This is a genomic window from Pseudomonas sp. B707 (genome assembly GCF_022496685.1).
Classification (GTDB): Bacteria; Pseudomonadota; Gammaproteobacteria; order Pseudomonadales; family Pseudomonadaceae; genus Aquipseudomonas; species Aquipseudomonas paraglycinae.
The window spans coordinates 62,246-87,662 of sequence record NZ_WTVE01000005.1 but is presented as its reverse complement, the minus strand read 5'-3'; the positions used below and the strand labels follow the sequence as shown (position 1 = coordinate 87,662).

Sequence of the window (25,417 nt, the reverse complement as noted above, 5' to 3'; positions counted from 1 at the left end):
GCCGGAGAGTCGGGAAAGCGCAATTCCCCCATTGCTACTCATGGATGAAACACATGAACTCACATCTGTTCCCTCACATCGGCAAGGTCATCGCCAGCACCGGCAGCCGGCATTTTCCGCGGATGCTGCATGATCTGATCCTCACCCAACTGGCCGTGGATGCCACACATATCCGGCAGATGCGCGTGGAGCCGGTCGGACGTGCGCAACCGCGCACCGATCCTGAATGCCCCAAAGAGGCGACACTGACGGCCGAGACGGTGTATTCCGAACTGAGCACCGATCCCGGCAACAGCGACGTGCCCGCCCCCGAACCCTCCACGGTCACCGATGCTTCGCAGTTGCACCTGACCCGACGCAAGGACGGTTACCGTTATGTGATTTCCGTGTACCGCTGCGGGCCGTCGAAGCGGTTTTCCGCCCGGGAGCGCAGCCTGTTACAGGACATCTCCCCGGTATTGCTGCCGATGGTGGAAAAGCACATCCACGCGCTGCAACCGGCGAATGCGGATCCCGAGGCGCAAGCCGCAGCGACCGAAGCATCGCTCCAAGGCCTGGAAACCCTGCGATTGCGCTTCTGCAAGCGCGTGCAGCAACTGGGCCTGAGCCTGTCCAACCGTGAAATGGAAGTGTGCGTCGGCCTGCTTGCCGGCCGCACCGCGCCGGAACTGGCCGAGCAGCTGCAACTGAAGGTCAACACCGTCGAGAGCTACCTCAAGCGTGCCGCCATCAAACTGGGGATCAGCGGTCGACATTCGCTGATGCGCTGGATGTATTCACCTGAAGACTGCCCGGCCGCCTGCGACCCGTCTAACGCGGCCTGATTGTTCGCACGCCTGTAAAAGAACCGCCGCCCTGTCAGGGACGGCGGCTTTTTCATGCCTGCCTTTCAGTCCCGCGCCAATGCCTCGATCGGGTCGAGCCGCGAAGCATTGCGCGCCGGCACGAAGCCGAACACGATGCCGATCAGCGTCGAGCAGAACACCGCTGTCAGCACCGAGCCCAGCGAGAACACCATCTCCCATTCCTTGATGAACAGCGAAAACAAATGGCCGATGGCGTAACTCAACGAAATTCCAATCGCCCCGCCCAGCAGACAGACCATCACCGCCTCAACCAGAAACTGCTGACGAATATCCGACTGCCGCGCCCCCACCGCCATGCGAATACCGATCTCGCGGGTACGTTCGGTGACTGATACCAGCATGATGTTCATCACCCCTATGCCGCCGACCACCAGCGAAATCACCGCAATCAGCGACAGCAACAAGGCCAGTGAGCGGCTGGTTTTCTGCACCGTCTGCATCACGCTGTCGAGGTTGTTGGTGAAGAAGTCCTTGGTGCCGTGGCGCTGCAGCATCAGTTTGTTGACGTTGTCCTCCACGACCTTGCTCGGCTGGCCGTCCTTGATCCGCACACTGATGCTGTCCAGGTAACGCTGGCCCAATAACCGCCCGGCTGCGGTTTCATAAGGCACCCAGACATTCAAGGACTTGCTCGCCGAGAAGATGTTCTTCTTTTCTGCCGCCACACCGATAACGGTGCACGGCAGGTTGCCGATAAGGATCACCTGCCCCAGCGGATCGACTCCCTCGCCGAATAACCGTTGGCGGGTGTTGTGATCGATCACCACCACCTGCGCCTGGCGTCGGGCATCGTTTTCGCTGAACGGGATGCCCGACTCCATCTTGATTCCGCGCACCTGAAAGTACAGATCGCTGACGCCGTTGACCTGGGCATCGAGGTCAATGTTGCGATAGCGCAGCAACAGATTGCGCCCGACCACCGGCGTGGCGCTGTCGACGTAGTACAGCTGGTTGAGCGCCGTCACATCCGCCGGCACCAGGGTTTCGATGGCCGCCGAACGGCTGTCGCCGAAACTGGTGCCGGAATAGATATCGATGGTGTTGCTGCCGATGGCCTGAATGTCTTTGAGCACATAGCGCTTGGCCCCTTCGCCGATGGCCGAGATCGACACCACCGAGGTGATGCCGATAACGATCCCGAGCATGGTCAGCAGTGTGCGCATCCGATGGGAAATCAGCGCGACCCAGGCCATGTTGAACGCTTCCTTGAACAACCCGAGGCTGGCCACCAGACGCCGCGCTGCCGTGGATTTGGGCACCGCGTCCTCATTGCTCAATGCCGTGGTGTCGCGCTCGTTGCGCCGGTCGCTGAGGATTTCACCGTCGCTGACTTCGATGATGCGCTCGGCGTTGGCCGCGACCTTGGGGTCGTGAGTCACCAGAATCACCGTGTGTCCGGCCGCGTGCAGCTCCAGCAGAATCCGCATTACCTCCTTGCCGCTGGTGGTATCGAGGGCGCCGGTGGGCTCATCCGCGAGGATCACTTCGCCGCCGTTCATCAGCGCGCGGGCGATACTCACCCGCTGCTGCTGACCGCCCGATAGCTGGCTCGGGCGATGGGTCAGGTGCCCTTCCAGCCCAAGGCGCGCCAACAATTCACGGGCTCGAGCATGCCGTTGTGGCTCCGGCGTGCCAGCGTAGATCGCCGGCATCTCGACGTTGTGCATCGCACTCAGATGCGGCAGCAAGTGGTAGCGCTGGAAGATGAAACCGAAATAGTCACGACGCAGTTCCGCCAGCGCCTGACTGTCCAGATCACGGGTTTCCCGGCCATTGATCTTGTAGCTGCCGGCCGTGGCGTAATCGAGGCAGCCGAGAATGTTCATCAAGGTCGATTTGCCGGAGCCCGAGGCGCCGATGATCGCCACCATTTCCCCGGCGTGGATCGTCAGGTCGATATTCTTCAGCGCCAGGAATTCACGGTCGCCCGCCGTGAAGCTGCGGCTGATGCCGGTCAGTTGCAGCAGAGGTTCGCTCATGCTCATGCCCCTGCCACTTTCGTCACCGGATCACCGATCACCACCCGGTCGCCTTCGGCCAGGCCTTCGTTGACCTGCACCTTGACGTTGTTGTTGATCCCGGTCTGCACATTGCGCGACTGCGCCTGGCCCTTGGCGTCCAGCACCCGCACCGGGAAACTGCCGTCGTTGTTGCGCGGGCCCAGCGCGGCCACCGGAATCGTCAGCACCGATTTGGCGGTGTCGAGCACCACCCGCACCTGAGCCGTCATGGAAATGCGCAAACGGTGATCGGGGTTGGGCACCTCGAACAGCGCGTTGTAGAACACCGCCGTGTTCTGCTTCGGCGTGCCGGCGGGCGGGGTTTCGAGGAAGTTCTGCGGCGCAGGCTCAGTACCGCGCAGCTTGCCGTAATACCGCTTGTCCTCGCCGAGAATGGTGAAATACACCTCCTGCCCCGGCGCGATGTGAATGACGTCGGCCTCCGACACCTGAGCCTTGACGGTCATGGTGTCCAGGTCCGCCAGTTTGAGCAGGATCGGCGCCAGCTGGTTGGCGATCACGGTCTGGCCTTCCTGGGTCACGATGCCCACCACGTCGCCATCGATCGGCGCGACGATCCGCGTGTAGGCCAGATTGACCTTGGCGGTGTCGATCTGGATATGCGCGCTCTTGATCTGCGCGTCCAGCGACAACAGATTGGCCTGCTGCACTTCGTAGTTCGATTGCGCGGTTTCGAAATCCTGCCGCGAGATCGAGGCGTCCTCCTGCAGGTTCTGATAACGCTCGTAGATCGCCTTGGTCTGGCGCAACTGAGCCTGAGTCGCCCGGCGCTGGGCTTGCAGATTCTCCTCATCGACCTGTGCCTGACGCAGGGTGTTCTGCAGCACCAACGGATCGATCTCCGCCAGCCACTGGCCCTTCTTGACCTTGTCGCCGACCTTGACCTTCAGCGACTTCAACTGCCCCGAAACCTGGGCACCGACGTCCACCTGCTTGATGCCCTCCAGCAAACCGGTGGCCAGCACTGCGTTTTCAATGTCAGCGCGTTCGACCGTGGCGGTCAGGTATTGCGGTGCCTCGGCCGGCGCCTGCACCGTGTAGAACACCAACCCGGCCACCAGCGTCAACGCGATTCCCAGACCGACTTTGCGCAACTTCGACTGTTCCATAAATGACCACGATTCCGTTCAGGGTTGAGCCCGGCCAGCGGCCGGGTTCCAGGATAAAGACTTCAATCAGGACAATACTTGACCCGCCGCCACCGTCAGCCCGTCATGCCACCACGCCGCGAGACTGAAGACGTTGGGCGCCTTGAGGATTGTGAAGTGGTTGCCCGGGCCGTACCACACCGCCAGATCCCTGGCCTCGCGCTGCCAGCCTTCGAGCATCGCCGCCTGTTCGCGCTGGTTGCCTGATGCGTCCAGCGTCGGGTCGTCTACCAGCGCCAGACGCACCGGCCCGGTGTAGGCCAGCGCCGGCCGATAGACCGTGCGCAGCGCGGTGGCGAAGGTCCGCACCGGGCCCTGCATCGCGTCGAATGACGCGCGTTCGGACAGCACACCGGCGCGCACCATTCCCTCGTGCAGCAGGCGCATTTGCGTGGTGTCGTCGGCTTCGGCGAAGGCCAGCGCATCGATGCCCAGGGACTTGCCGCTGGACAGTTGCAACGACTCGATCAGCCGCAACAACGCCGCCGTCGTGGTGTAGGGCTTGCCCACCACGCTGTTGCCGCCCGGTGATTCACTGTCGATCAGGGTCAGGGACGCCACCTCGCGCCCCGCCGCCTGCAACTGCGCCGCCATGGCGTAAGCCACCCAACCACCGAACGAATGCCCGATCAGATGCACCGGCCCTTGCGGATACAACTGCTCAAGTGCCCGCAGGTAGAACGTGGCGGCGCTTTCGACCCGACTGTGCGGCACCGTCGCGCCGTCGAGGCCTCGGGGCTGCAACCCATGAATCGGCCACTCCGGCCCCAGCGCCTCGGTCAGGTGGATGAACCCGGTAACACTGTCGCCAGCCCCCGGCACACAGAAAATCGGCGCATGCCCGGTGTGACCGGTCTGAATGGTCAAGATCGGCTGATAGGCCGTTGGCGCCGGCGCAGTTGCCGTTTCCAGCGCCTGAGTCAGGGCCTGCCCCAGAGCCTGAACGTGGGGTGCTTTCATCATGCTCTGGTGGTCGCCCGGTACGTCGATGCAGCGCAGCTGCGCACCTGGCAATTCCTCAGCCCAACCGCGCGTGGCGCTGAGTCGTGACATTGGCGCCGAACGCTCCGTGGCACGCAGCAGATACAACGGCAGACCGATCGGGTTGATCCGGTAATGCGCCAATGCATGCCCGTGGGCCACTTCCCGGTCGAGGTAATGCCAGGCATCCGCCGACGAGACAGCCGCCAGCTCGGGTCTGAGCAACTGCTGTTCGTGACAATGGTTGAACAAATCGGCGAACGCCCACTGCTCAAGTTCGGTCTGCAACACCGCCAGACGCGCCAATGCTTGCTGCCCCTGTGTCTCGTGCCCGGCCCAATGCGCCGTGCAATGCAAAAGCAATTGGCGCTTGTGCACATGTGCATCGTTCCACTGCGCCTTGTTCGGATCGGCCAGGCGCGGCACGTAGGTATCGATCAGCCCGACGAACGCCACTGACTCGTCCATCCCGAGCAGTTGCGCCGCGATTTCATAAGCCAGCACGCCACCGAACGACCAGCCGGCAAGCCGATAGGGGCCGTGGGGTTGTCTGGCGCGGATCACCTCGACCAGTCGGGTTGCCAGGCATTCCATGGTACGCAGTTGCGTCATACCGGAATCGATTCCCGGCAAGCCGTAAATCGGGAACTCGCCGCCGATGTGCAGGCCCAGCGCCGGGAAATACAGGTCACGGCCACTGAACTCATGCACCAGGAACAACGGCGTGCCTTGTTCACTTGCACGCACCACGACCACGCCGTCATGGAGCGGCACAGCGTCACTGCGCTGGCACAGCAGCGTGGCAGTCCCCTCGACCGTGGGATGCTGGAACAGCTCGGCCAACGAAACCGGCCTGTCGGACTTTTGCATCAGATCGACAAGCCGCACCGCCAGCAGCGAATGCCCGCCCAGTTCGAAGAAGTTGTCATGGCGGCCTACCCGCCCGACTTGCAACACTTCAGCCCATAGCCCGGCCAGTGATTCCTCAAGAGGATTGGCCGGCGCTTCATAGTCACGCATGACCAGCGCTTGGTGTGTCGGCGCCGGCAAGGCTTTGCGATCGACCTTGCCGTTGTTGTTCAGCGGCAGGCTCTCCAGCGCCACCCAGGCGGTCGGCACCATGTACTCCGGTAACCTGGCTTGCAGCAGCGCGCGGAGGGTAGCGCCCTGCAATGCAGGATCGTGCGCCGTGTAATAGGCCACCAGCCGCGTTGGTTCCTGTCCGTCGCGTCGGGCCAGAACCACCGCTTCCTTGACCCCCGGACAGCTCAACAGGCGGTTTTCGATTTCTCCGAGCTCAATGCGGAAGCCGCGAATCTTCACCTGGTCATCATTGCGGCCGATGCATTCCAGTCGCCCCGGCGCCTGCCAGCGCACCAGGTCGCCCGTGCGATACATCAAGGCCTGCGGATTGTCGCTGAACGGGTCCCGGAGGAATTTCTCGGCACTCAGTTGAGGCCGATTCAGATAGCCCAGCGCAACCCCCTGACCACCGATGTACAACTCGCCGGTGACGCCGAACGGCACCGGTTGTTGCCGGTTATCCAGCACATACACGCGGGTATTGCCGATGGGGCCGCCAATCGAAATGCTGTCCGCATCCGGCGCCACCTCACGCACTTCGAAGGTGGTGGCGTACGTCGTGGTTTCGGTCGGGCCATAACAATGCACCAGGCGCAGGTCCGGTGCTTCGGCGAGCAGCTTTCGAAACGTCGCCGGATCGCCACGCTCCCCACCGCACAGCAGGATGCGCAGCCCTTTGAGCGCCTCGGGAATCAATTGCACGTACTGATTGAACAACGCTGTGGTGACGAAGAGGATCGTCGCCCCGCACCGGTCAAGCTCCCTACCGAATGCCTGTGGGTCGAGCAAGGTCGCATGATCGATCACGGCCACCTGGCCACCGTTGAGCAAGGCGCCCCAGATATCCATTGTGCTCGCATCGAACGCCGGGTTCGAAGCGAATGCCACCCGGTCACTCGAGTTGAAATCGGCGTAGCCGCAGTCGATCACAAGGCGGGTAATGCCGCGATGCGGCACCATGACCCCCTTCGGGGTGCCCGTGGAGCCCGAGGTGTACATGATGTACGCCAGCGCCTCCGAGGACTGAGGCAGATCCGGGTTGTGCGAAGGACTCCCGGCAAGCGCCAGGGTATCCAGATCCATTCGCCGTACCGGGTACTCGATGACCTGATCGCTGCCGGTCAACAGCGCGACCGCCTGACAATCCTGCACCATGAATGCCTGACGCTCGGCGGGTGCGTTGATGTCCAGCGGCACATAGGCCGCCGCACACTTGATGATCGCCAACTGCGCGACCAACAACTCCAGCGAGCGTGGCAACAGAATCGCCACATGATCGCCGGGCTGCACACCTTGGGCAATGAGGTGATGAGCCAGGCCGTTGGCGCGGCGGTTCAACTCTGCGTAACTCAACACCTGCATTCCGTGCACCGCAGCGACGGCTTGCGGTTGCTCTCCGGTGCGCATTTCGAACACACGGTGCACGGTAAGCTCTTGCGGACAGTCCGGTGCGCTGGCGTTGAATCCGTCGAGCAACTGCGTGCGTTCCTGATCCTCGATTATCTGCACATGCTCCAGCACTGCCTGGTCGTTGTTGACCATGGCCTGCAACAAACGCTTGAAGTAACCGACATAACGCCGTGCCGTCGCCTCATCGAAGAGCGCTGTGGCGTACTCCATCCAGCCACTTATTCCGTTGGGCGACTCTCCCAGAGTCAGGGTCAGATCGAACTTGGCGAAGTGACTCGGCTCCGCCACCGCTTCCAGGGTCAGATCCCCCAGCGCCAATACCGGCCCGTCGCTGTTGCGCCAGTTGAACATGGTCTGGAACAGCGGGCTGTGGGCCAGGCTGCGGGCCGGTCGGGCAATTTCCACCACTTGCTCGAAGGGCAGGTCCTGATGGGCCTGGGCCTGCAGGGTCAGCGCCTTGACCCGCGCCAGCAGCGCTTCGGTGCTCAACTCACCGGAAGTATCAATGCGTAACGCCAGGGTATTGACGAACAACCCGATCAATCCGTCGATTTCGGCCCGGAAACGGTTGGCCACCGGCGAACCGACCACCACGTCCGATTGCCCGGCCAACCGGCTGAGCAGCATCGCCCACACGCTCAGCATCGTCATGTACAGCGTCACGCCATGGCGCTGGCTCAAGGCTTTGAGGCCGGCGCTCAAGCGCTCGTCCAGGCACACTTCGACGCTGCTGCCGGCGTAATCCTGTTGCGGTGGTCGCGGTCGGTCGGCAGGCAACGTCAGCAAGGCTGGCGCATCGGCCAGCGTGCGTTGCCAATATTCGCTCTGGCGCTGCAAAACCTCCCCGCTCAGCCAGCGTCGCTGCCAGACGGCATAGTCGGTGTATTGCAACGCCAGCGGCGGCAAAGGGTCCGCCAACCCCTGACTGAAAGCCTGATACAACGCCATCAGCTCGCGGGTCAGCACTTCCATCGACCAACCGTCGGAGATGATGTGATGCAAGGTGATCAGCAACACATGGTGATCGTCGGCCATACGCACCAGCCGTCCGCGAATCAACGGATCGTCCTGCAGGTCGAACGGGCCGGAAGCTTCCCCCTGAATCAGCGCCTGCAAGGCTTCGTCAGCCTGCGGGTGCTGGCGCAGGTCCTCGACCCGCAGCAGCACGCCACTGTCGGGCGGAGTAATCAGCACCTGGGCTTCGCCGTTGTACGGCATGAAACGGCTGCGCAGGCTTTCGTGGCGGGCGACAATCCGGGCCAGCGCCCGCTGTAGCGCATCGGCGTCGAGCACACCGCGCAGACGCAGGCTGATCGGAATGTTGTAAGCCGTGTTGGCACCTTCCATCTGCGCCAGAAACCAGAAGCGCTGCTGGGAAAACGACAGCGGCAATGCGCCTTCCCGTGGCACCGGCAGGATCGGCGGCTGCGTAGAGCGGCCGGCCCGGGTCAGCGACTGCGCCACCGACGCCAGTTCGGCATTGGCGAACAACTCGCCGAGCGCAAGCTCCACACCCAGCCGTTGACGCACTTGCGCGACCATGCGCATGGCCAGCAACGAATGGCCGCCCAACTCAAAGAAATGATCCTGACGCCCTATCCGTTCGACCTGCAGAACCTCGGCCCAGATCTGCGCCAGCGTGCATTCCAGTTCGCCTTGCGGCGCCTCGTATTCGCGTGTGAGCAGGGCCGTGCGCTCCGGTAACGGCAAGGCCTTGCGATCGAGCTTGCCATTGGCGGTCAACGGCAAGCTGTCGAGCCTGACAAACGCGACCGGCACCATGTATTCGGGCAACTGGCCCAGCAAATGCTCGCGCAGCTGCGCTACCGCCAGTGGCTGCACCTGGGCCTGTTCGGTGAAATAGGCCACCAGCCGCGGTTGTCCTGGCTCGTCTTCACGAGCCAGGACAACCACTTCCTGAAGGCCGGGAAGCTGATGCAGACGGCTTTCGATTTCCCCCAATTCGATGCGCATGCCGCGGATTTTCACTTGATCATCGTTGCGCCCCAGATATTCGATCGTCCCGTCCGGGCGCCAGCGAGCAAGGTCGCCAGCGCGATACATACGCGCATTCAGTCGTTCACTGAAGGGGTCCGGCAGAAAGCGTTCGGCGGTCAGTTGCGCACGGTTCAAGTAACCGCGCGCCACGCCTGCGCCACCGATATACAGCTCGCCGGATACGCCGATCGGCACCGGACGCTGTTGGTCGTCGAGCAGGTACACCGAGGTATTGCTCACCGGTTTGCCGATGTGCAGCGCCTCCCCCGCCTCGATCCGTCCGGACGTGGCGACTACGGTGGCTTCGGTAGGGCCATAGTTGTTGATCACATCGAAATGCTGATTGCGCGAAAACTGACGCAAGCGGTCGCCGCCGATCAGCAGGGTACGCAATGTCGGGTGCTCGAGATGCCGGCTGAAGGCGTATTCGGCGACGGGCGTCGGCAGGAAACTCACGTCCAGCGGTTGCGCGCACCACCAGGCCAGCAGCCCGTCGACGTCTTCGCCGCCGTCCTGCGCAGGCGCCAGGTGCAGGGTCGCGCCGACGGACAGCGATGGCCAGATTTCCCAGGCCATCGCGTCGAAGCCGAACCCGGCCAGACTCGACGTATGGCGGCCGGCACACAGGTCAAACGCGTTGCTGTGCCAGTCGACCAGATTGGCCAGTGTCTGGTGTTCGACCATCACGCCCTTGGGCAAACCGGTGGAGCCCGAGGTGTAGATCACGTAAGCCAGGTTCGCCTCGGACAGACCCGGTACCACGGGGTTTGCGTCATTGCCTGAGCGCCAGGTGCGCGGGTCGAGATCGATCACCGGCAGCTCCTGCGTCGGCAGCCGTGCAAGGAGGTCACGTGAAGTCAAGATCGCCACCGGTGCGCAATCACTCAGCAGATAGTTCAGGCGTTCGGCCGGATGCGCGGGGTCGATCGGCACATACCCGGCGCCTGCCTTGAGGACTGCGAGCAATCCGGCCAGAGTATCCAGTCCTCGCCGGGCGACGACTGCGACCCGGTCATCCGGCTGCACACCCAAATCGATCAAGCGATGCGCCAGACGGTTGGCCTGGCGGTTCAGTTCGTGGAACGTCAGTTGCTTGTCCAGGTGCACCGCCGCCAGCGCTTGCGGTCGCGCGACGACCTGCGCCTCGAAGCGTTGATGAATCGTCTGTCCGCGAACGTATTCGACATCGCTGGCGTTGAACCCCGTCAACAGCTGTTCGCGCTCCGGGGCGGGCAGAACCGACAGTTGGCTCAACGGCGTATCCGCAGCTCGCTCCAGCGTCTGCAACAGGTTTTCCATCGCACACACCATATAGCCGCAGATGCGCTGCGCCTCGACTTCACGACTGGCCAGCAGCGTCAGGCTGAAGTGATCGCCAAAGTCATCGATGCTCAAGGTCAGCGGGTAATTGGTGCGTTCCTCCGCATGCAGGACGCTGATCCCCTCCCAGGCCGAGAGCGCTTCGGCACTGGCATTGGCACTCGAGGTGCTGTGCCGGTAGTTGAGCAGCGAACTGAACAGCGGCGATGACCCGACCACCCCGCTGCAACGCTGGGCCAGCACCAGCGGGGCGTGCTCATGGCGCATCAGACGGGTCAGACGTGCATGGGTGGCCTTCACCGAGTCGCTTGTTGCCAGCGCGCTGACCTCGACCCGTAGCGGCAAGGTGTTGATGAAAATACCCAGCGCGCGGTCGGTCGACTCCGCCCCTTGCATCCGCCCCATCAGCACGGTACCGAACACAACAGCAGATTTTCCGGTGAGTGCGTTGAGGACCTGCCCCCAGCCGAGATGGAACAGACTCGCGACACTCACGCCGAGCGACCGGGCACTGGCTCGCAGGCGCTGCCCCAGCAACGGGTCAAGTGGCACACCGCACTCTTCGATGTCGCTGCCGTCGCCATGTACGCCTTGCAGGCCGAACGGCAACGTCGGCTCGTCGATGTCACCAAGCATCTCGCGGAAAAACGCCTCGTGCTCCGACTCGCTGATGCCTAGCCGCGCCTGGGCGACATAATTGCGAAACGGTACGGGCGCTCCCAGTCTCGCGCTCTGCCCTGACAGGCAAGCCTGCATTTCCTCGCTGACCACAGCGAGCGCCGAGTGGTCCATTGCCATGTGGTGAAACAGCAATATCGCGACAATACGCCCGGACTCTGCATTCCAGGCATGGGCCAGGCGCAATAGCGGTGCACGTGTCACGTCGAGACGGAAATGCCGGGCGTCGAATCGCGCATGCAACTGCTCCAGAACATCGCCTTGAGCCACATCGAGCTGCACTTCTTCCACAGGTAACCCGACACGTCGCAGGACCACTTGCACCGGCGTGTCCAGTCCTTCCCAAACGATGGCGGTGCGCAGAATGTCGTGGCGCTCGATGACGGTCTGCAGGGCCTGGACGAATGCCTCGAACCGCTCGAGTCCGCTGAACGCGAATTTCGCCTGCATCACATACGGATCACCCTGTGCAGCGCTCGCGTGGTGGTAGAGGATGCCCTCCTGCAACGGCGTCAACGGGTAGATATCCTGGACATTGGCGCCGCCGCCAGGGATCTGCGCGACAATTTGATCGAGGGTGTCCTGGCTCAGGTCAACCAGCGTCAGCATCGCCGGGGTGACCCGTGTTGTGCCCGGTGAAATGCCATTGACCGGCACTTCAACCTGCCCCTCCCGTGCGGGCGAGTAAACGCCCGCCTCGATCAGCTCGATCAATGCCGGTTTGTGCTCGCGCAATGCGGCCAGCAAGGCCGGTTCACTCAGGGCCTGCTTGTTGCCATTGACCCGTAATTGCCCGTCCGTGATTGCCAACTGGATGTCTTTTGTCTTCAGCGTCGCCAACAGTTCATTCAGGTTCACAGGACGATCTCCATTCTTTCCGTGATGGCTGCGTAACCAGCCAGAGTCGGTTGCTCGAACAACGTCCGCACATCGGCTTCGATACCTGCCTGTTGCAGGCGCCCGATCAAACTGACCGCCAGCAACGAATGCCCACCCAGCTCAAAGAAATGGTCTTGCCGTCCGACGCGCTCGACTTTGAGCAATTCACACCACAGTCGCGCGAGGAGGATTTCCATCTCGCCGACCGGGGCTTCGTATTCGCGAATGCTGACTGCAGCCGAATCCGGTGCAGGCAGCGCCTTGCGATCGACCTTGCCGTTGGGGCTCAGCGGCAGGCTGTCGAGCGCGACGAATGCCGACGGCACCATGTAATCGGGCAAGCGTGCCAGCAAGTGTTCGCGCAACGCCTCGCCCCCCGGTTGCCCGGCGTCGGCATGCCAGGTGAAGTACGCCACCAGACGCTCCTCACGCACCATCACCACGGCTTCGCGCAGCGCTGGATGGCTGAGCAGTTGCGCTTCGATCTCACCCGGTTCCAGGCGCAGGCCACGCAGCTTGACCTGGAAGTCGTTGCGCCCGATGAATTCGAGCTGACCATCGGCGCGGTAACGCACTAGGTCGCCCGTGGCGTACAGCCGATCGCCGGCCACGAACGGGCTCGGGATAAACCGTTCAGCCATCAACTGCGGCAGGCCCAGATAGCCCCGCGCAACCCCGGCACCACCAATGAACAACTGACCGATCACGCCCATCGGCACCGGCCGCTTGGCGGCATCGAGGACATACAGACGGGTGTTGTTGATCGGCCGCCCGATCGGCAACGCGCTGTCCGGCACCGGCATCGACGGTTCCAGCGTCCACACCGTGCTGTCGACCGTGGCTTCGGTCGGGCCGTAAACGTTGTGCAAACGCACTTGCGGCAAACGCTCGCGCACACGGCGAGCCAGCGCCGGCGTCAGGTCACCGCCGCCACAGAACACGTCGATAAGGCTGCTGCACTGGCTGACATCGTCCTGCTCGAGGAACTGTTGCAACAGCACCGGCACGAACTGGATCACGCTGATCCGCTGTTCGCGAATCACCTGCGCCAGATACGCCGGCTCGCGGTGCCCGTCAGGACGCGCCAGCACCAGACGCAGGCCAGCGCTCAGAGGCCAGAACAGCTCCCAGACCGAGGCATCGAAACTGAACGGGGTTTTCTGCAACAGGACACCGTCCGTCACGGCGGGACACAGCTGCGAACTCCAGTGCAGCAAATTGCCTACGCCACGATGCTCGACCATCACGCCCTTCGGTGCACCGGTCGAGCCGGAGGTGTAGATCACGTAGGCCAGGTTCGAAGCGCTCAGGTTCGGTACTTGCGGGTTGTCCTCCGGATTGAATGTCCAGTGATCCTGATCCAGATCGATCACCAGCGCGGTGCTCTCGCCCAGCAACTCACGCGTCGCCCCGTGCACCAGCACCGCTACCGGCGCGCTGTCCTTGAGCATGTAATCCAGACGTTCCGCCGGGTACGCAGGATCCAGCGGCACATAGGCGCCGCCGGCCTTGAGGATGCCGAGCAGACCGACCATCAGCTCCAGCCCGCGCTCGACACAGATTGCCACCCGCGAATCCGGCCCCACGCCCAACTCGCGCAGGTGATGGGCCAGACGGTTGGCCTGTGCGTTGAGTTCGGCGTAAGTCAGCCGCTGCTCACCAGCCTGCAACGCAACGGCTTGCGGCGTGCGTTGCACTTGCGCCTCGAACAGAGCGTGAACGGTTTGCTCCAGATCGTCGGCGGTGCCGGTGACATTGAGATCGTAAAGGACACGCTGACGCTCTGCGCCTTCAAGGATCGACAAGCGGTTCAGCGGCTGATCCGGTGCCTGTTCCAGAGCATCCGCCAGCTTCTCCAGCGCGGTCTGCATGTAGTCACAGATGCGCTGCGAACCGATGCTCGCCGGGGTCATGGCGGTGAGCACAAAACCGCTGCCCAGATCATCGACGCCCAGGCTCAGCGGATAGTTGGTGCGTTCTTCGCTGCTCAGGGTCTCGATGCCTTGCCAGGCCTGACGAAGGTTTTGCTGTTGAGCTTCATTAGCGCTGTGCCGGTAGTTGAGCATCGAACTGAAAAGCGGCGACGGCGCGGCCACGCCGCTGCAACGCTGGGCCAGTGCCAGTGACGCGTGCTCATGGCCGAGCAATGCGCTGAGTCTCGCATGCGTCGCCCGAGCCCCTTCGCGCACCGGGGTTGCCCCCAGATCGACCCGCAGCGGCAAGGTGTTGATGAACATCCCCAACGCCCGGTCGGCCCCCTCGCCGCCCTGCATCCGGCCCATCAGCACCGTGCCGAATACCACACGATCCTGCCCGGATGTCGCGGCCAGCACCTGTGCCCACGCGAGGTGGAACAGGCTGGCCACGCTGATGCCCAGTTGCCGTGCGAGGCTGCGCAGACGCTGGCTGGTCGCTTCGGTCAGGGCCTGTCGCGTTTCCTCGATGTCGCTACCGTCACCTTGCACATCCTGCAAGCCGAACGGCAAGGTCGGCTCGTCGATGTCGCCGAGCATGTCGTGGAAGAACGCTTCGTGCTCCTGCTCGCTGACACCCAGCCGCGCCTGCGCTACGTAGTTGCGGTAAGGCACGGCCGCCCCCAGCGAAGCCTCATGCCCTTGCAGGCAGGCGAGCATTTCGTGCTGCACCACGTCCAGCGCAGTGTGATCCATCACCACATGGTGGAACAGCAACATCGCGACCACCCGGTCGTGGGCCGGATCACGGGCATACACCAGACGCAGCAACGGTGCCTGACTGATGTCGAGGCGGTAATGCCGGGCATCGAAATGCTCGTGCAACTGCTCAAGAACGTCGCCATCCGCCGGGTCGAACAGGATCTCCTGCACCGGTAACTCGACGTGACGCCATACCACTTGCATCGGCTCGGCCAGTTTCTGCCAGATCACCGCCGTGCGCAGGATGTCGTGGCGTGCAATGACCTTGCGCAGCGCCGCCGCGAAGCTGTCGAGCCGCTCGAGGCTGTCGAAAGCCAGCCACGATTGCAGCAAGTACGGGTCGCCCTGCTCCGCACTCAGGTGGTGATAAAGGATGCCTTCCTGCAACGGCGCCAGCGGATAAATGTCCTGCACGTTGGCGGCGCCACCCGGCACGCTGGCCACGATCCGGTTGATGCTCGGCTGATCCAGTTCAGTCAGGCTCAGCAAATCCGGGGTGATGCGGGTGCAGTCGGCAGGAATGCGATTGGCCGGCACTTCGATTTCGCGACCGCTGCCTACCGCTGCGGCCAGTGCAGCCAGCGTTGGTTGGCTGAACAGCACGCGCACATCGGTGTTCAGGCCGATCTGGCGCAGGCGTTCGATAAGGCTCACGGCCAGCAGCGAGTGGCCGCCCAGTTCGAAGAAGTTGTCGTGGCGACCGACTTTTTCCAGCTTCAGAACATCGGCCCAAATCTGCGCCAGCGCAGTTTCCACCGGCCCTTGCGGGGCCTCGTATTCACGGCTGAGCCATGCGCTTTGATCCGGCTCCGGCAAGGCCTTGCGGTCGAGTTTGCCGTTGGCGGTCAGCGGCAAGGTGTCGAGTCGCACGTAAGCCGCCGGGATCAGCGCTTGCGGCAACCGGGTTTGCAGATGATTGCGCAGAGCTTCGATATCGGTCGGCGCTCGCTCGGTGAACCACACCAGCAATTGCCCGTCGCGCACCAGCGCTACTGCGTCCTGTACCGCCGGATGGCTGGCCAGCGCCGCTTCGATTTCCCCCAGTTCAACCCGCACGCCGCGCAGTTTCACCTGATCGTCGTTGCGGCCCAGGTACTCGATATTGCCGTCCGCCAGCCAGCGTGCGAGGTCGCCGGTGCGGTACATGCGTCCTTCGTTGAACGGATCATTCAGGAAGCGTTCGGCGGTCAGATCGGGACGGTTCAGGTAACCCCGTGCGACACCGGCGCCGGCGACGTACATCTCGCCAGTCACACCCACAGGCACTGGCCGTTGCTGGTCATCAAGCAGATAGATACGAGCGTTGGCCATCGGCCGGCCGATGTGCAGCGGCTGGCCGACTTCGACCGGGCCGGACGTCGCGACCACCGTAGCCTCGGTCGGGCCGTAGTTGTTGATCACCGCGAAGGTCTGTTCGCGATTGAACTGACGCAACTTGTCGCCGCCGATCAGCAAGGTGCGCAGGGTCGGATGTTGCAGTTCGCGGCTGAACGCATATTCGGCCACTGGAGTTGGCAGGAAACTCACCTGCAACGGCTGCGCCCGCCACCAGTCGAGCAGTTCGTCCAGATGCTCGTTGCTCACCGATTCCGGCGGCAGGTGTAACGTCGCGCCGACGCACAACGCCGGCCAGACTTCCCACGCCATGGCATCGAAACCGAACCCGGCCACGCTGGCGGTGTGGCTGCCGGCGTGCAAGTCAAAGGCTTTGGCGTGCCAGTGCACAAGGTTTTCCAGGGTCGCGTGTTCGACCATCACGCCTTTCGGCTGGCCGGTGGAGCCCGAGGTGTAGATCACGTAAGCAAGGTTGTCCGGCGTAAACTCGGCAACCTGCGGATCAGCAACCGACAGGTCTTGCCAGGTCTCATGGGCAAAATCAATCACCGGTACGCCAGCCTGATTCGGCAATACTACGTCGCGAACCAGTACCACCCTCGGCGCACTGTCGGCCAGCATGTAAGCGATTCGCTCGGGTGGATAAGCCGGGTCGACCGGTACATAGGCGGCGCCGGCCTTGAGGATCGCCAGCAAACCGACCAGCATTTCCGGGCTGCGTTTGAGACAGATCGCCACTCGCGTATCGGTGGTAACACCCATCCCCTGCAGATGATGGGCCAGCCGATTGGCGCGCTGGTTCAATTGCCTGAACGTCAGGCGCTGCGTGCCCGCCTGAACCGCCACGGCATCCGGCGTGCGCGCAACCTGCGCTTCGAACAGACGATGAACACCTTGCGCTGACGGGTAAACCGACGTGCTCGCGTTGAAGTCGCCAAGCAGCTGCGCGCGCGCCGCCGATGACAGCACGTTGAGACGTTCAAAGGCCTGTCCGGGGTTGTCGGCCAACGCTGTCGCCAGCTCCGTGAGAGCGGTGTGCATCAGCTCGCAGACCCGCTGCGCCCCCACATGATCCGGGGTCAGTGCCGACAGATTGAAGCCATCACCCCGGTCGTTGATGCTCAGGGTCAACGGATAATTCGTGCGCCCGTCCTGGGCCAGGAATTCGATGCCTTGCCAGACCGGATCAACAGGCACTCGCGCAGCGTCGTGGCCGCCATGCCGATAGTTGAGTACCGCGCTGAACAACGGCAAAGGGGCGGCCACAGCGCTGCAACGCTGAGCCAGTGCCAGCGAGGCATGCTCATGTCCCAGCAAAGCCGCCAACCGCTCATGAACCGTGCGAACCGCTTCGCTCACACTCTGCCCGTCAACCTCCACGCGCAGCGGCAAGGTGTTGATGAACATCCCCAAAGCCCGATCCGCGCCCTCGCCGCCTTGCATGCGCCCCAGCAGCACGGTGCCGAACACCACGTCCCGGCGTCCGGAAGTCGCCGCCAGCACCCGCGCCCAGGCGAGATGAAACAGGCTCGCGACGCTGACCCCGTATTGCCGCGCCTGGCGGCGCAGGTGCCGATTCAATTCCACTGGCAGCGCCAGCGAATGCTCCTCGATGTTGCGGCCGTCGCCCTGTACGTCCTGCAAGCCGAATGGCAGGGTCGGCTCGTCAATATCACCGAGCATCTCGCGAAAGAAGCTTTCGTGTTCTTCCTCGCTGATGCCTTGGCGAGCCTGATGGACGTAGTTGCGGTAGGGCGCGGCAGGCGGCAAAGACTCAACCTGCCCCGGCAGATACAACTGCATTTCCCGGCGAACCACCTCCAGCGCGGTGTGATCCAGCACGACGTGATGAAACAACAGCACACCTGCCACCCGGTCATGCAGCGGATCTTCGGCATACACCAGACGGATCAGCGGTGCCTGACCGAGGTCGAGGCGATAATCCCGGGCATCGAAGCGTGCGCGCAACTGATCGAGGATATCGCCATCCAGCGGACTCAAATCGACCGATTGCACCGCCAGCGCGGCCTCTCGCCATACCACTTGCTGCGGGCTCGGCAATCCTTCCCAAACCAGACTGGTGCGCAGGATGTCGTGGCGCGCAATCACCTTTTGCAAGGCGTTGGCAAAAGCGCGCAGGCGCTCGATGCTGGCAAAGGCCAGACATGACTGTAATAAGTAGGGATCGCCCTCGGCGGCGCTCAGGTGATGGTAAAGAATGCCTTCCTGCAACGGCGCCAGCGGATAAACGTCCTGCACATTGGCGGCGCCGCCCGGCACGCTGGCCACGATCCGGTCGATGCTGGCCTGATCCAGCTCGGTCAGGCTCAGCAACTCCGGAGTGATGCGGGTGCAGTCGGCAGGAATGCGATTGGCCGGCACTTCGATTTCGCGACCGCTCCCTACTGCCGCAGCCAATGCAGCCAGAGTCGGCTGGCTGAACAGCACGCGCACGTCGGTGTTGAGGCCGATCTGGCGCAAGCGTTCGATCAGGCTCACGGCCAGCAACGAGTGGCCGCCCAGTTCGAAGAAGTTGTCGTGACGTCCGACCTGCTCCAGCTTCAGGACATCGGTCCAGATCTGTGCCAACGCAGTCTCCACCGGACCTTGCGGGGCCTCGTATTCGCGGCTGAGCCAGGCGTTCTGATCCGGCTCCGGCAAGGCCTTGCGGTCGAGTTTGCCGTTGGCGGTCAGCGGCAAGGTGTCGAGTCGCACGTAAGCCGCCGGGATCAATGCTTGCGGCAAACGGGTTTGCAGATGATTACGCAAGGCTTCGATATCGGCAGGCGCACGTTCGGTGAACCACACCAGCAACTGGCCGTCGCGCACCAGTGCCACTGCGTCCTGCACTGCCGGATGGCTGGCCAGCGCCGCTTCGATTTCCCCCAGTTCAACCCGTACGCCGCGCAGTTTCACCTGATCGTCGTTACGCCCCAGGTACTCGATGTTGCCGTCCGCCAACCAGCGTGCGAGGTCGCCGGTGCGGTACATGCGCCCTTCGTTGAACGGATCCTTCAGGAAGCGTTCGGCGGTCAGATCGGGACGGTTCAGGTAACCCCGCGCCACGCCCGCACCAGCGACGTACAACTCACCCGTCACACCCACGGGCACGGGGCGTTGCTGGTCATCCAGAATGTAAACTCTGGCATTGGCCATCGGCCGGCCGATGTGCAGCGGCTGGCCGACTTCGACCGGCCCGGATGTGGCGACCACCGTGGCTTCGGTCGGACCGTAATTGTTGATCACCGCGAAACTCTGTTCGCGGTTGAACTGCCGCAGCTTGTCGCCGCCGATCAGCAAGGTGCGTAGGGCCGGATGTTGCAGCTCGCGGCTGAAGGCATATTCGGCTACCGGTGTCGGCAGGAAACTCACCTGCAACGGCTGCGCCCGCCACCAGTCGAGCAGTCCGTCCAGGTGCTCATTGCTCACCGTTTCCGGCGGCAGGTGCAACGTCGCGCCGACGCACAACGCCGGCCAGACTTCCCAGGCCATCGCATCAAAACCGAAACCGGCCACGCTGGCGGTGTGGCTGCCCGCGTGCAGGTCGAAGGCTTCGGCGTGCCAGTGCACAAGGTTTTCCAGGGTCGAGTGTTCGACCATCACGCCTTTCGGCTGGCCGGTGGAGCCTGAGGTGTAGATCACGTAGGCCAGATGCTCGTGGGTCAGGTCCGGCAACTGTGGATTGCTGTCCGGCAGATGCTGCCAGGCGTCGCTGTCAAGATTGATCACCGGCACGGCACCCAGCAGGTCGCGAGTAGCCGTCTGTGCCAGCACCGCCACCGGATCGCTATCCTGCAAAAGGTAAGCGATCCGTTCTGCCGGATGTGCCGGATCGACCGGAACATAACCGGCGCCAGCCTTGAGGATCGCCAGCAGCCCGATCAGCATCTGCGGACCACGCTGCACACAGAGCGCGACGCGGTCGTCCGGTTGCACACCGAGGCCGATCAGGTGATGGGCCAGGCGGTTGGCGCGGCGGTTCAAGCCGTCGTAGCTCAGGCTTTGCCCGCCCTGCACCACTGCCACAGCGTCGGGTTGGCTCGCCGCTCGCGCTTCAAACAATTGGTGCACCACATGGCCGTGGGCAAAGTCGCGACCGGTGACATTGAAACCGACCAGCACGCGTTGGCGTTCGGCCGCCGACAGAATCGACACCTGATTCATTGGCGCATGGCGATCCTGTTCCAGCGCGCTCAGCAAATTGTGCAATGCCGTTTGCAGGTAGTCGCAGACCCGCATGCCATCCACTTCGGGCACTGCCTGCACAGCAAGCCGGAAGCCCTGTCCAAGGTCATCGACGCTGACCACCAGCGGATAGTTGCTGCGCTCACGAGAATCGAGAATCCGGATGCCTTCCCATCCCGGCGTCGCCGTCTGCTGCGCGCTGTGGCGATAGTTGAGCAAGGTATTGAACAGCGGTTGCGAACCCGTCACGCCACTGCAACGTTGAGCCAGCATCAGCGGCGCTTGCTCATGCACCAGCAGTTGCGCCAGACGCTCGTGGGTCGCCCTGACACCCGCCTCCACCGCCGTGGCCCCGACATGGACCCGCAGCGGCAGGGTGTTGATGAACATGCCCAACGAACGATCGGCGCCCTCTCCCCCCTGCATGCGCCCCAGCAACACCGTGCCGAATACCACTTCCTCGCGCCCGCAGACCTGGGCAAGTACCTGGCCCCAGGCCTGATGCACCAGACTCGCAACACTGATGCCCAGCGTGCGGGCCTGTTGGCGCAGGCGCCCGGCAAGATGGTCATCCAGTGCCAGTTCGCTGTCCACGATGTTTGTGCCATCGCCGAGTACGTCTCGCAGGCCGAACACCAGGGTCGGTTCGACGATGTCGCCGAGCATTTCGCGAAAGAACGCTTCATGGGCCTCGGCATTCGAACCGAGACGGGCCTGAGCGACATAGTTGCGGTATTGCACGGGGGGCGGCAGCACGCCGACTTGCCCGTGAAGGGCGTCGCTCATCTCGGCCACCAACACCTCAAGCGCGGTGTGATCGAGCACGATGTGGTGCAACAGCAGGATCCCGACCCAGCGGTTTTGCAACGGGTCTTCGGTGTAGGCGAAGCGCATCAACGGCGCACGCTGCAAGTCCAGGCGATAGTGTCGCGGATCGAAACGCGCCTGCATTTGCTGCAACACATCACCGTCCTGCGGATCGGCATCCACCCGCTCCAGTGCCAGCGGCGCCGCACGCCACACCACTTGCACCGGCTCCTCGAGGTTTTCCCTGACCACGCTGGTTCGCAGGATGTCGTGCCGGGCGATGACACTGTTCAACGCGCGAACGAACGCCTTGATCTGCGCCAGTCCGTCGAAGGCGAACTGCGCTTGCAGCACGTACGGGTCACCGTCGGCAACGGCCAGATGGTGATAGAGGATTCCCGACTGCAACGGTGCCAGGGCATAGATGTCCTGCACGTTGTCGATACCGCCCTCGACGGTCTCGACGATACGGTCGATGGCCGCTTGATCCAGCGTGGCCAGCGGCAGCATGTCCGGGGTGATGCGGGTGCAACCGGGTTCGATGCGGTTGGCCGGCACGCTGACCGTGGCGTCCCCTCCCAGCGTCGCGGCGAGTGCCGCCACGCTTGGCTGGCCGAACAGCACACGGACGTCGCACTGCATGTTTTGCTGGCGCATGCGCTCGATCAGCTTCACCGCCAGCAGCGAATGACCGCCCAGCTCGAAGAAATTGTCATGCCTGCCCACCCGATCCAGTCCGAGCAAGGTCTGCCAGATCACAGCGATGCGGGTTTCGATTTCGCCGAGCGGTGCTTCAAACGCCCGCCGGGCGAAGGCTTCGTTGTCCGGCTGCGGCAACGCCCGGCGATCGAGTTTGCCGTTGGCCGTCAGCGGGAAGGCATCGAGGCGCACGAACGCGCCCGGCACCATATGCTCGGCCAGCGATGCCAGCAGGTGATCGCGCAATTGCGCAACGCTCGGTTCGACACCTTCGGCGGCCAGCCAGTAGGCCACCAGACGCGTGTCGCCGGGGCTGTCCTCGCGGGCGATCACCAGCGCATCGCGCACGCCGTCGCAGGCTGCAAGACGTGCCTGGATTTCGCCAAGCTCGATACGGAAACCACGGATTTTCACCTGATCGTCGTTGCGTCCCAGGTATTCGAGTTCGCCCTCCACCGTCCAGCGTGCCAGATCGCCGGTCTTGTACAAACGCGCTTCGGCATGCTCGCTGAACGGGTCGGCAATGAAGCGCTCGGCGGTCAACGCATCACGATTCAGGTAACCACGGGCAACCCCGGCGCCACCCACATACAACTCACCGGTCACCCCGGCTGGCACTGGCTCCCGCCGAGCATCGAGGACGTATAGCTGCAGGTCGGGAATGCGCACGCCGATCGGGCTGCTGGCGGTCAATTGTGCGTCTGCCGCCACCAACGGACGGTAGGTCACATGCACCGTGGTTTCGGTGATGCCGTACATGTTCACCAGCCGGGTGCCGGCGTTGCCGACCCGCGCATACCAGGGCTTGAGCGATCCCGGCTCCAGCGCCTCACCGCCAAAAATCACCTCGCGCAGCGAATGCTGCAACAGGCTGCGGCCCTGAGCGGCGACCAACTGCCGAAACGCGCTTGGCGTCTGGTTGAGTACAGTGACGCCCGAGCGGCAGAGCAACGCATAGCACTCGTCCGGCGAGCGGCTGATGTGGTGCGGCACCACCAGCAACTGTCCGCCGTACGCCAGCGCACCCCAGATTTCCCAGACCGAGAAATCAAAGGCAAACGAGTGGAACAACGCCCAGACGTCTTGCGCATTGAACCGGAACCACTCCTGGGTCGCGCCAAACAGGCGGGCCACGTTACGGTGCTCGACCATCACCCCTTTGGGCAGCCCGGTGGAACCCGAGGTGTAGATCACGTAGGCCAGATGCGCCGGATTCAAGTCCGGGATCTGCGGGTTGAATTCAGGTTCGGTCTGCAAATCGTCGTTATCGAGGTCGATCTGCGGCACGGGTAGCCCGGCAATCCGGTCCAGAGTCGCGGCCTGCATCAGCACCGCCACCGGCGCACTGTCTTGCAGGGTGAAGGTGATGCGCTCCAGCGGATAAGCCGGATCGATCGGCACATATCCGGCACCCGCTTTGAGCACGCCGAGCAGGCCGGCGATCATTTGCGGGCCGCGCTCGACGCAGATCGCTACCCGGTCATCCGGACGGATGCCAAGGGCGAGCAAACGATGGGCCACCTGGTTGGCCTGTCGGTTGAGTGCTCCATAGCTGTAAGTACGCCCCTCGAACAGCAACGCGACCGCCTCGGGCCGAGTGTGCGCATGCGCTTCGAACTGCTGATGGATCAAAGGCGTATCGGGAAACGTCGCCCTCGGTGAGTTAACGCCATACAGCCAGTGCTCCCGCTCGGCGGGCGGCAGTATGTTCAGGCTGTGCAATGCGGCTTGCGGGTTGTTCTGCAGCGCATCGACAAGACTGTCCAGTGCCGTGCGCAGGTATCCGGCGATTCGGGAGGCGCCAAGCGTCGCGTCGGCCAGCACCGTGATGCGCAGGTCCTGACCAAGGTCATCGATGTTGACCGTCAGCGGGTAGTTGGTGCGCTCGCGGGCGCCCAATACGTGCACCCCCGGCGACAGCTCGATCACCTCGGCAACTTCCTCCACGCTGCTGTGGCGGTAGTTGAGCATGGCGCTGAACAGCGGCGTCGGCACCGCCACGGCGCTGCAACGCTGGGCCAGTGCCAGAGACGCCTGCTCATGGGCGAGCAGCGCGGTCAGGCGTCGGTGCGTCGCCAGCACGCCGTCATGAACGCTCGACCCGCCGACATCCACCCGCAAAGGCAGCGTATTGATGAACATCCCCAATGCTTGCTCGACACCGTCAGCCGCATTCATCCGTCCCAGCAGAACGGTGCCGAACACCACCGTCGAGCGCCCGCACAGCTGACCCAGCACCCGCGCCATGGCCAGGTGCATCAGGCTCGCCACGCTCACCCCCGATTGTCGCGCGTGGGTACGCAGGCGCTGGCTCAGATCGCTGTCGAGCATGCACGAGACTTCCTCAATGCCCTGACCGTCACCTTGAACATCATGCAAGCCACCGGGCAGCGTCGGCTCGTCGATGTCGCCGAGCATCTCGCGAAAAAATGCCTGGTGCGCTTGCTCATCCGACTCCAGACGTGCCCTCGCCAGGTGGTCGCGAAACGGCACCGCCCTCGCGACTTCGGCATCGCGGCCTGACAGGTAGGCCTGAATTTCCCGGCGTACCACATCGAGCGCGACGTGATCCATGATCATGTGATGGAACAGCAACAATGCGACCACCCGGTCGTTGGCCGGATCCTCGGCGAACACCAGCCGCAACAATGGGGCCTGTTGCAGGTCGAGGCGAAAGTACTGCGGGTCGTGGCGTGCCAGCAATTGCGCGAGTACGTCCTCGCGATCATTCAGATCGATTTCCTCACTGACCAGCGGGGCTTCACGCCAGACCACCTGCACGGGATCGTCCAGATGCTCCCAGAGGATGGCGGTGCGCAAAATGTCATGGCGCCCGATCACCCGACGCAGCGCGTCGGTGAATGTATCCAGCCGTCCGCGACTGTCGAACGTGAACCGCGCCTGCGACACGTAGGGATCCCCCTCCGGCGCGGAGAGATGGTGATAAAGCAGCCCCTCCTGCAACGGCGCCAGCGGATAGATGTCCTGCACATTCGCCACACCGCCCGGCACGGTGGCGACGATGCGGTCGATGGCCAGCTGATCCAGTTGCACCAGCGGCAACATGTCCGGGGTGATGCGCAGCGCCGGGCTCGACCAGTCGCCGCCGTGGCTCGCCACCAGCTCCAGCAACTGCGCCTTGTGCTTGGCGAGGCTGTCCCACAACGCGTCGTCCAGCGCGTCGTCGTTGCCCAGAATGACCAGGTCTTCATCGTCCTGTTGAAGGCGGATCGCATGGGTGGAAATAACAGCCATCAGCTCGCGAAATTGCATGGGGGTAACCTGCTGTAAATTCGGGAAAAAGGAGCGCGCAGCGGCGAGTCCGTGCGGCC

General features: G+C 63.3%; 5 protein-coding genes. 1 reads left to right on the top strand and 4 read right to left on the bottom strand.

The annotated features are described in order from the left end of the window. The first annotated feature begins 53 nt into the window (after positions 1–53). On the top strand, positions 54–824 hold the full coding sequence (locus tag GQX66_RS01620; RefSeq protein WP_240865648.1) for a helix-turn-helix transcriptional regulator: 771 nt from the start codon (positions 54–56) through the stop codon (positions 822–824). Between the two features lie 65 nt (positions 825–889). Here the strand turns inward: GQX66_RS01620 and GQX66_RS01615 are convergent, their stop codons facing one another. From GQX66_RS01615 to GQX66_RS01600, 4 genes are all read right to left on the bottom strand, one after another. After that, positions 890–2,845 (bottom strand): MacB family efflux pump subunit, encoded by a 1,956-nt coding sequence (locus tag GQX66_RS01615; RefSeq protein WP_240865642.1) that lies wholly within the window; start codon positions 2,843–2,845, stop codon positions 890–892. Positions 2,846–2,847: 2 nt separating this feature from the next. Then, on the bottom strand, positions 2,848–3,996 hold the full coding sequence (macA, locus tag GQX66_RS01610) for a macrolide transporter subunit MacA (RefSeq protein WP_085748379.1): 1,149 nt from the start codon (positions 3,994–3,996) through the stop codon (positions 2,848–2,850). A gap of 66 nt (positions 3,997–4,062) precedes the next feature. Beyond that, the gene (locus GQX66_RS01605; RefSeq protein WP_240865639.1) at positions 4,063–12,363 is read right to left on the bottom strand and encodes a non-ribosomal peptide synthetase; all 8,301 of its coding nucleotides are present in this window, start codon (positions 12,361–12,363) and stop codon (positions 4,063–4,065) included. Continuing rightward, a complete protein-coding gene (locus GQX66_RS01600) occupies positions 12,360–25,358 on the bottom strand; it encodes a non-ribosomal peptide synthetase (RefSeq protein ID WP_240865613.1) in 12,999 nt (4,332 codons plus the stop codon). Before GQX66_RS01600 ends, GQX66_RS01605 begins: the two co-directional genes overlap by 4 nt. Positions 25,359–25,417 lie beyond the last annotated feature (59 nt).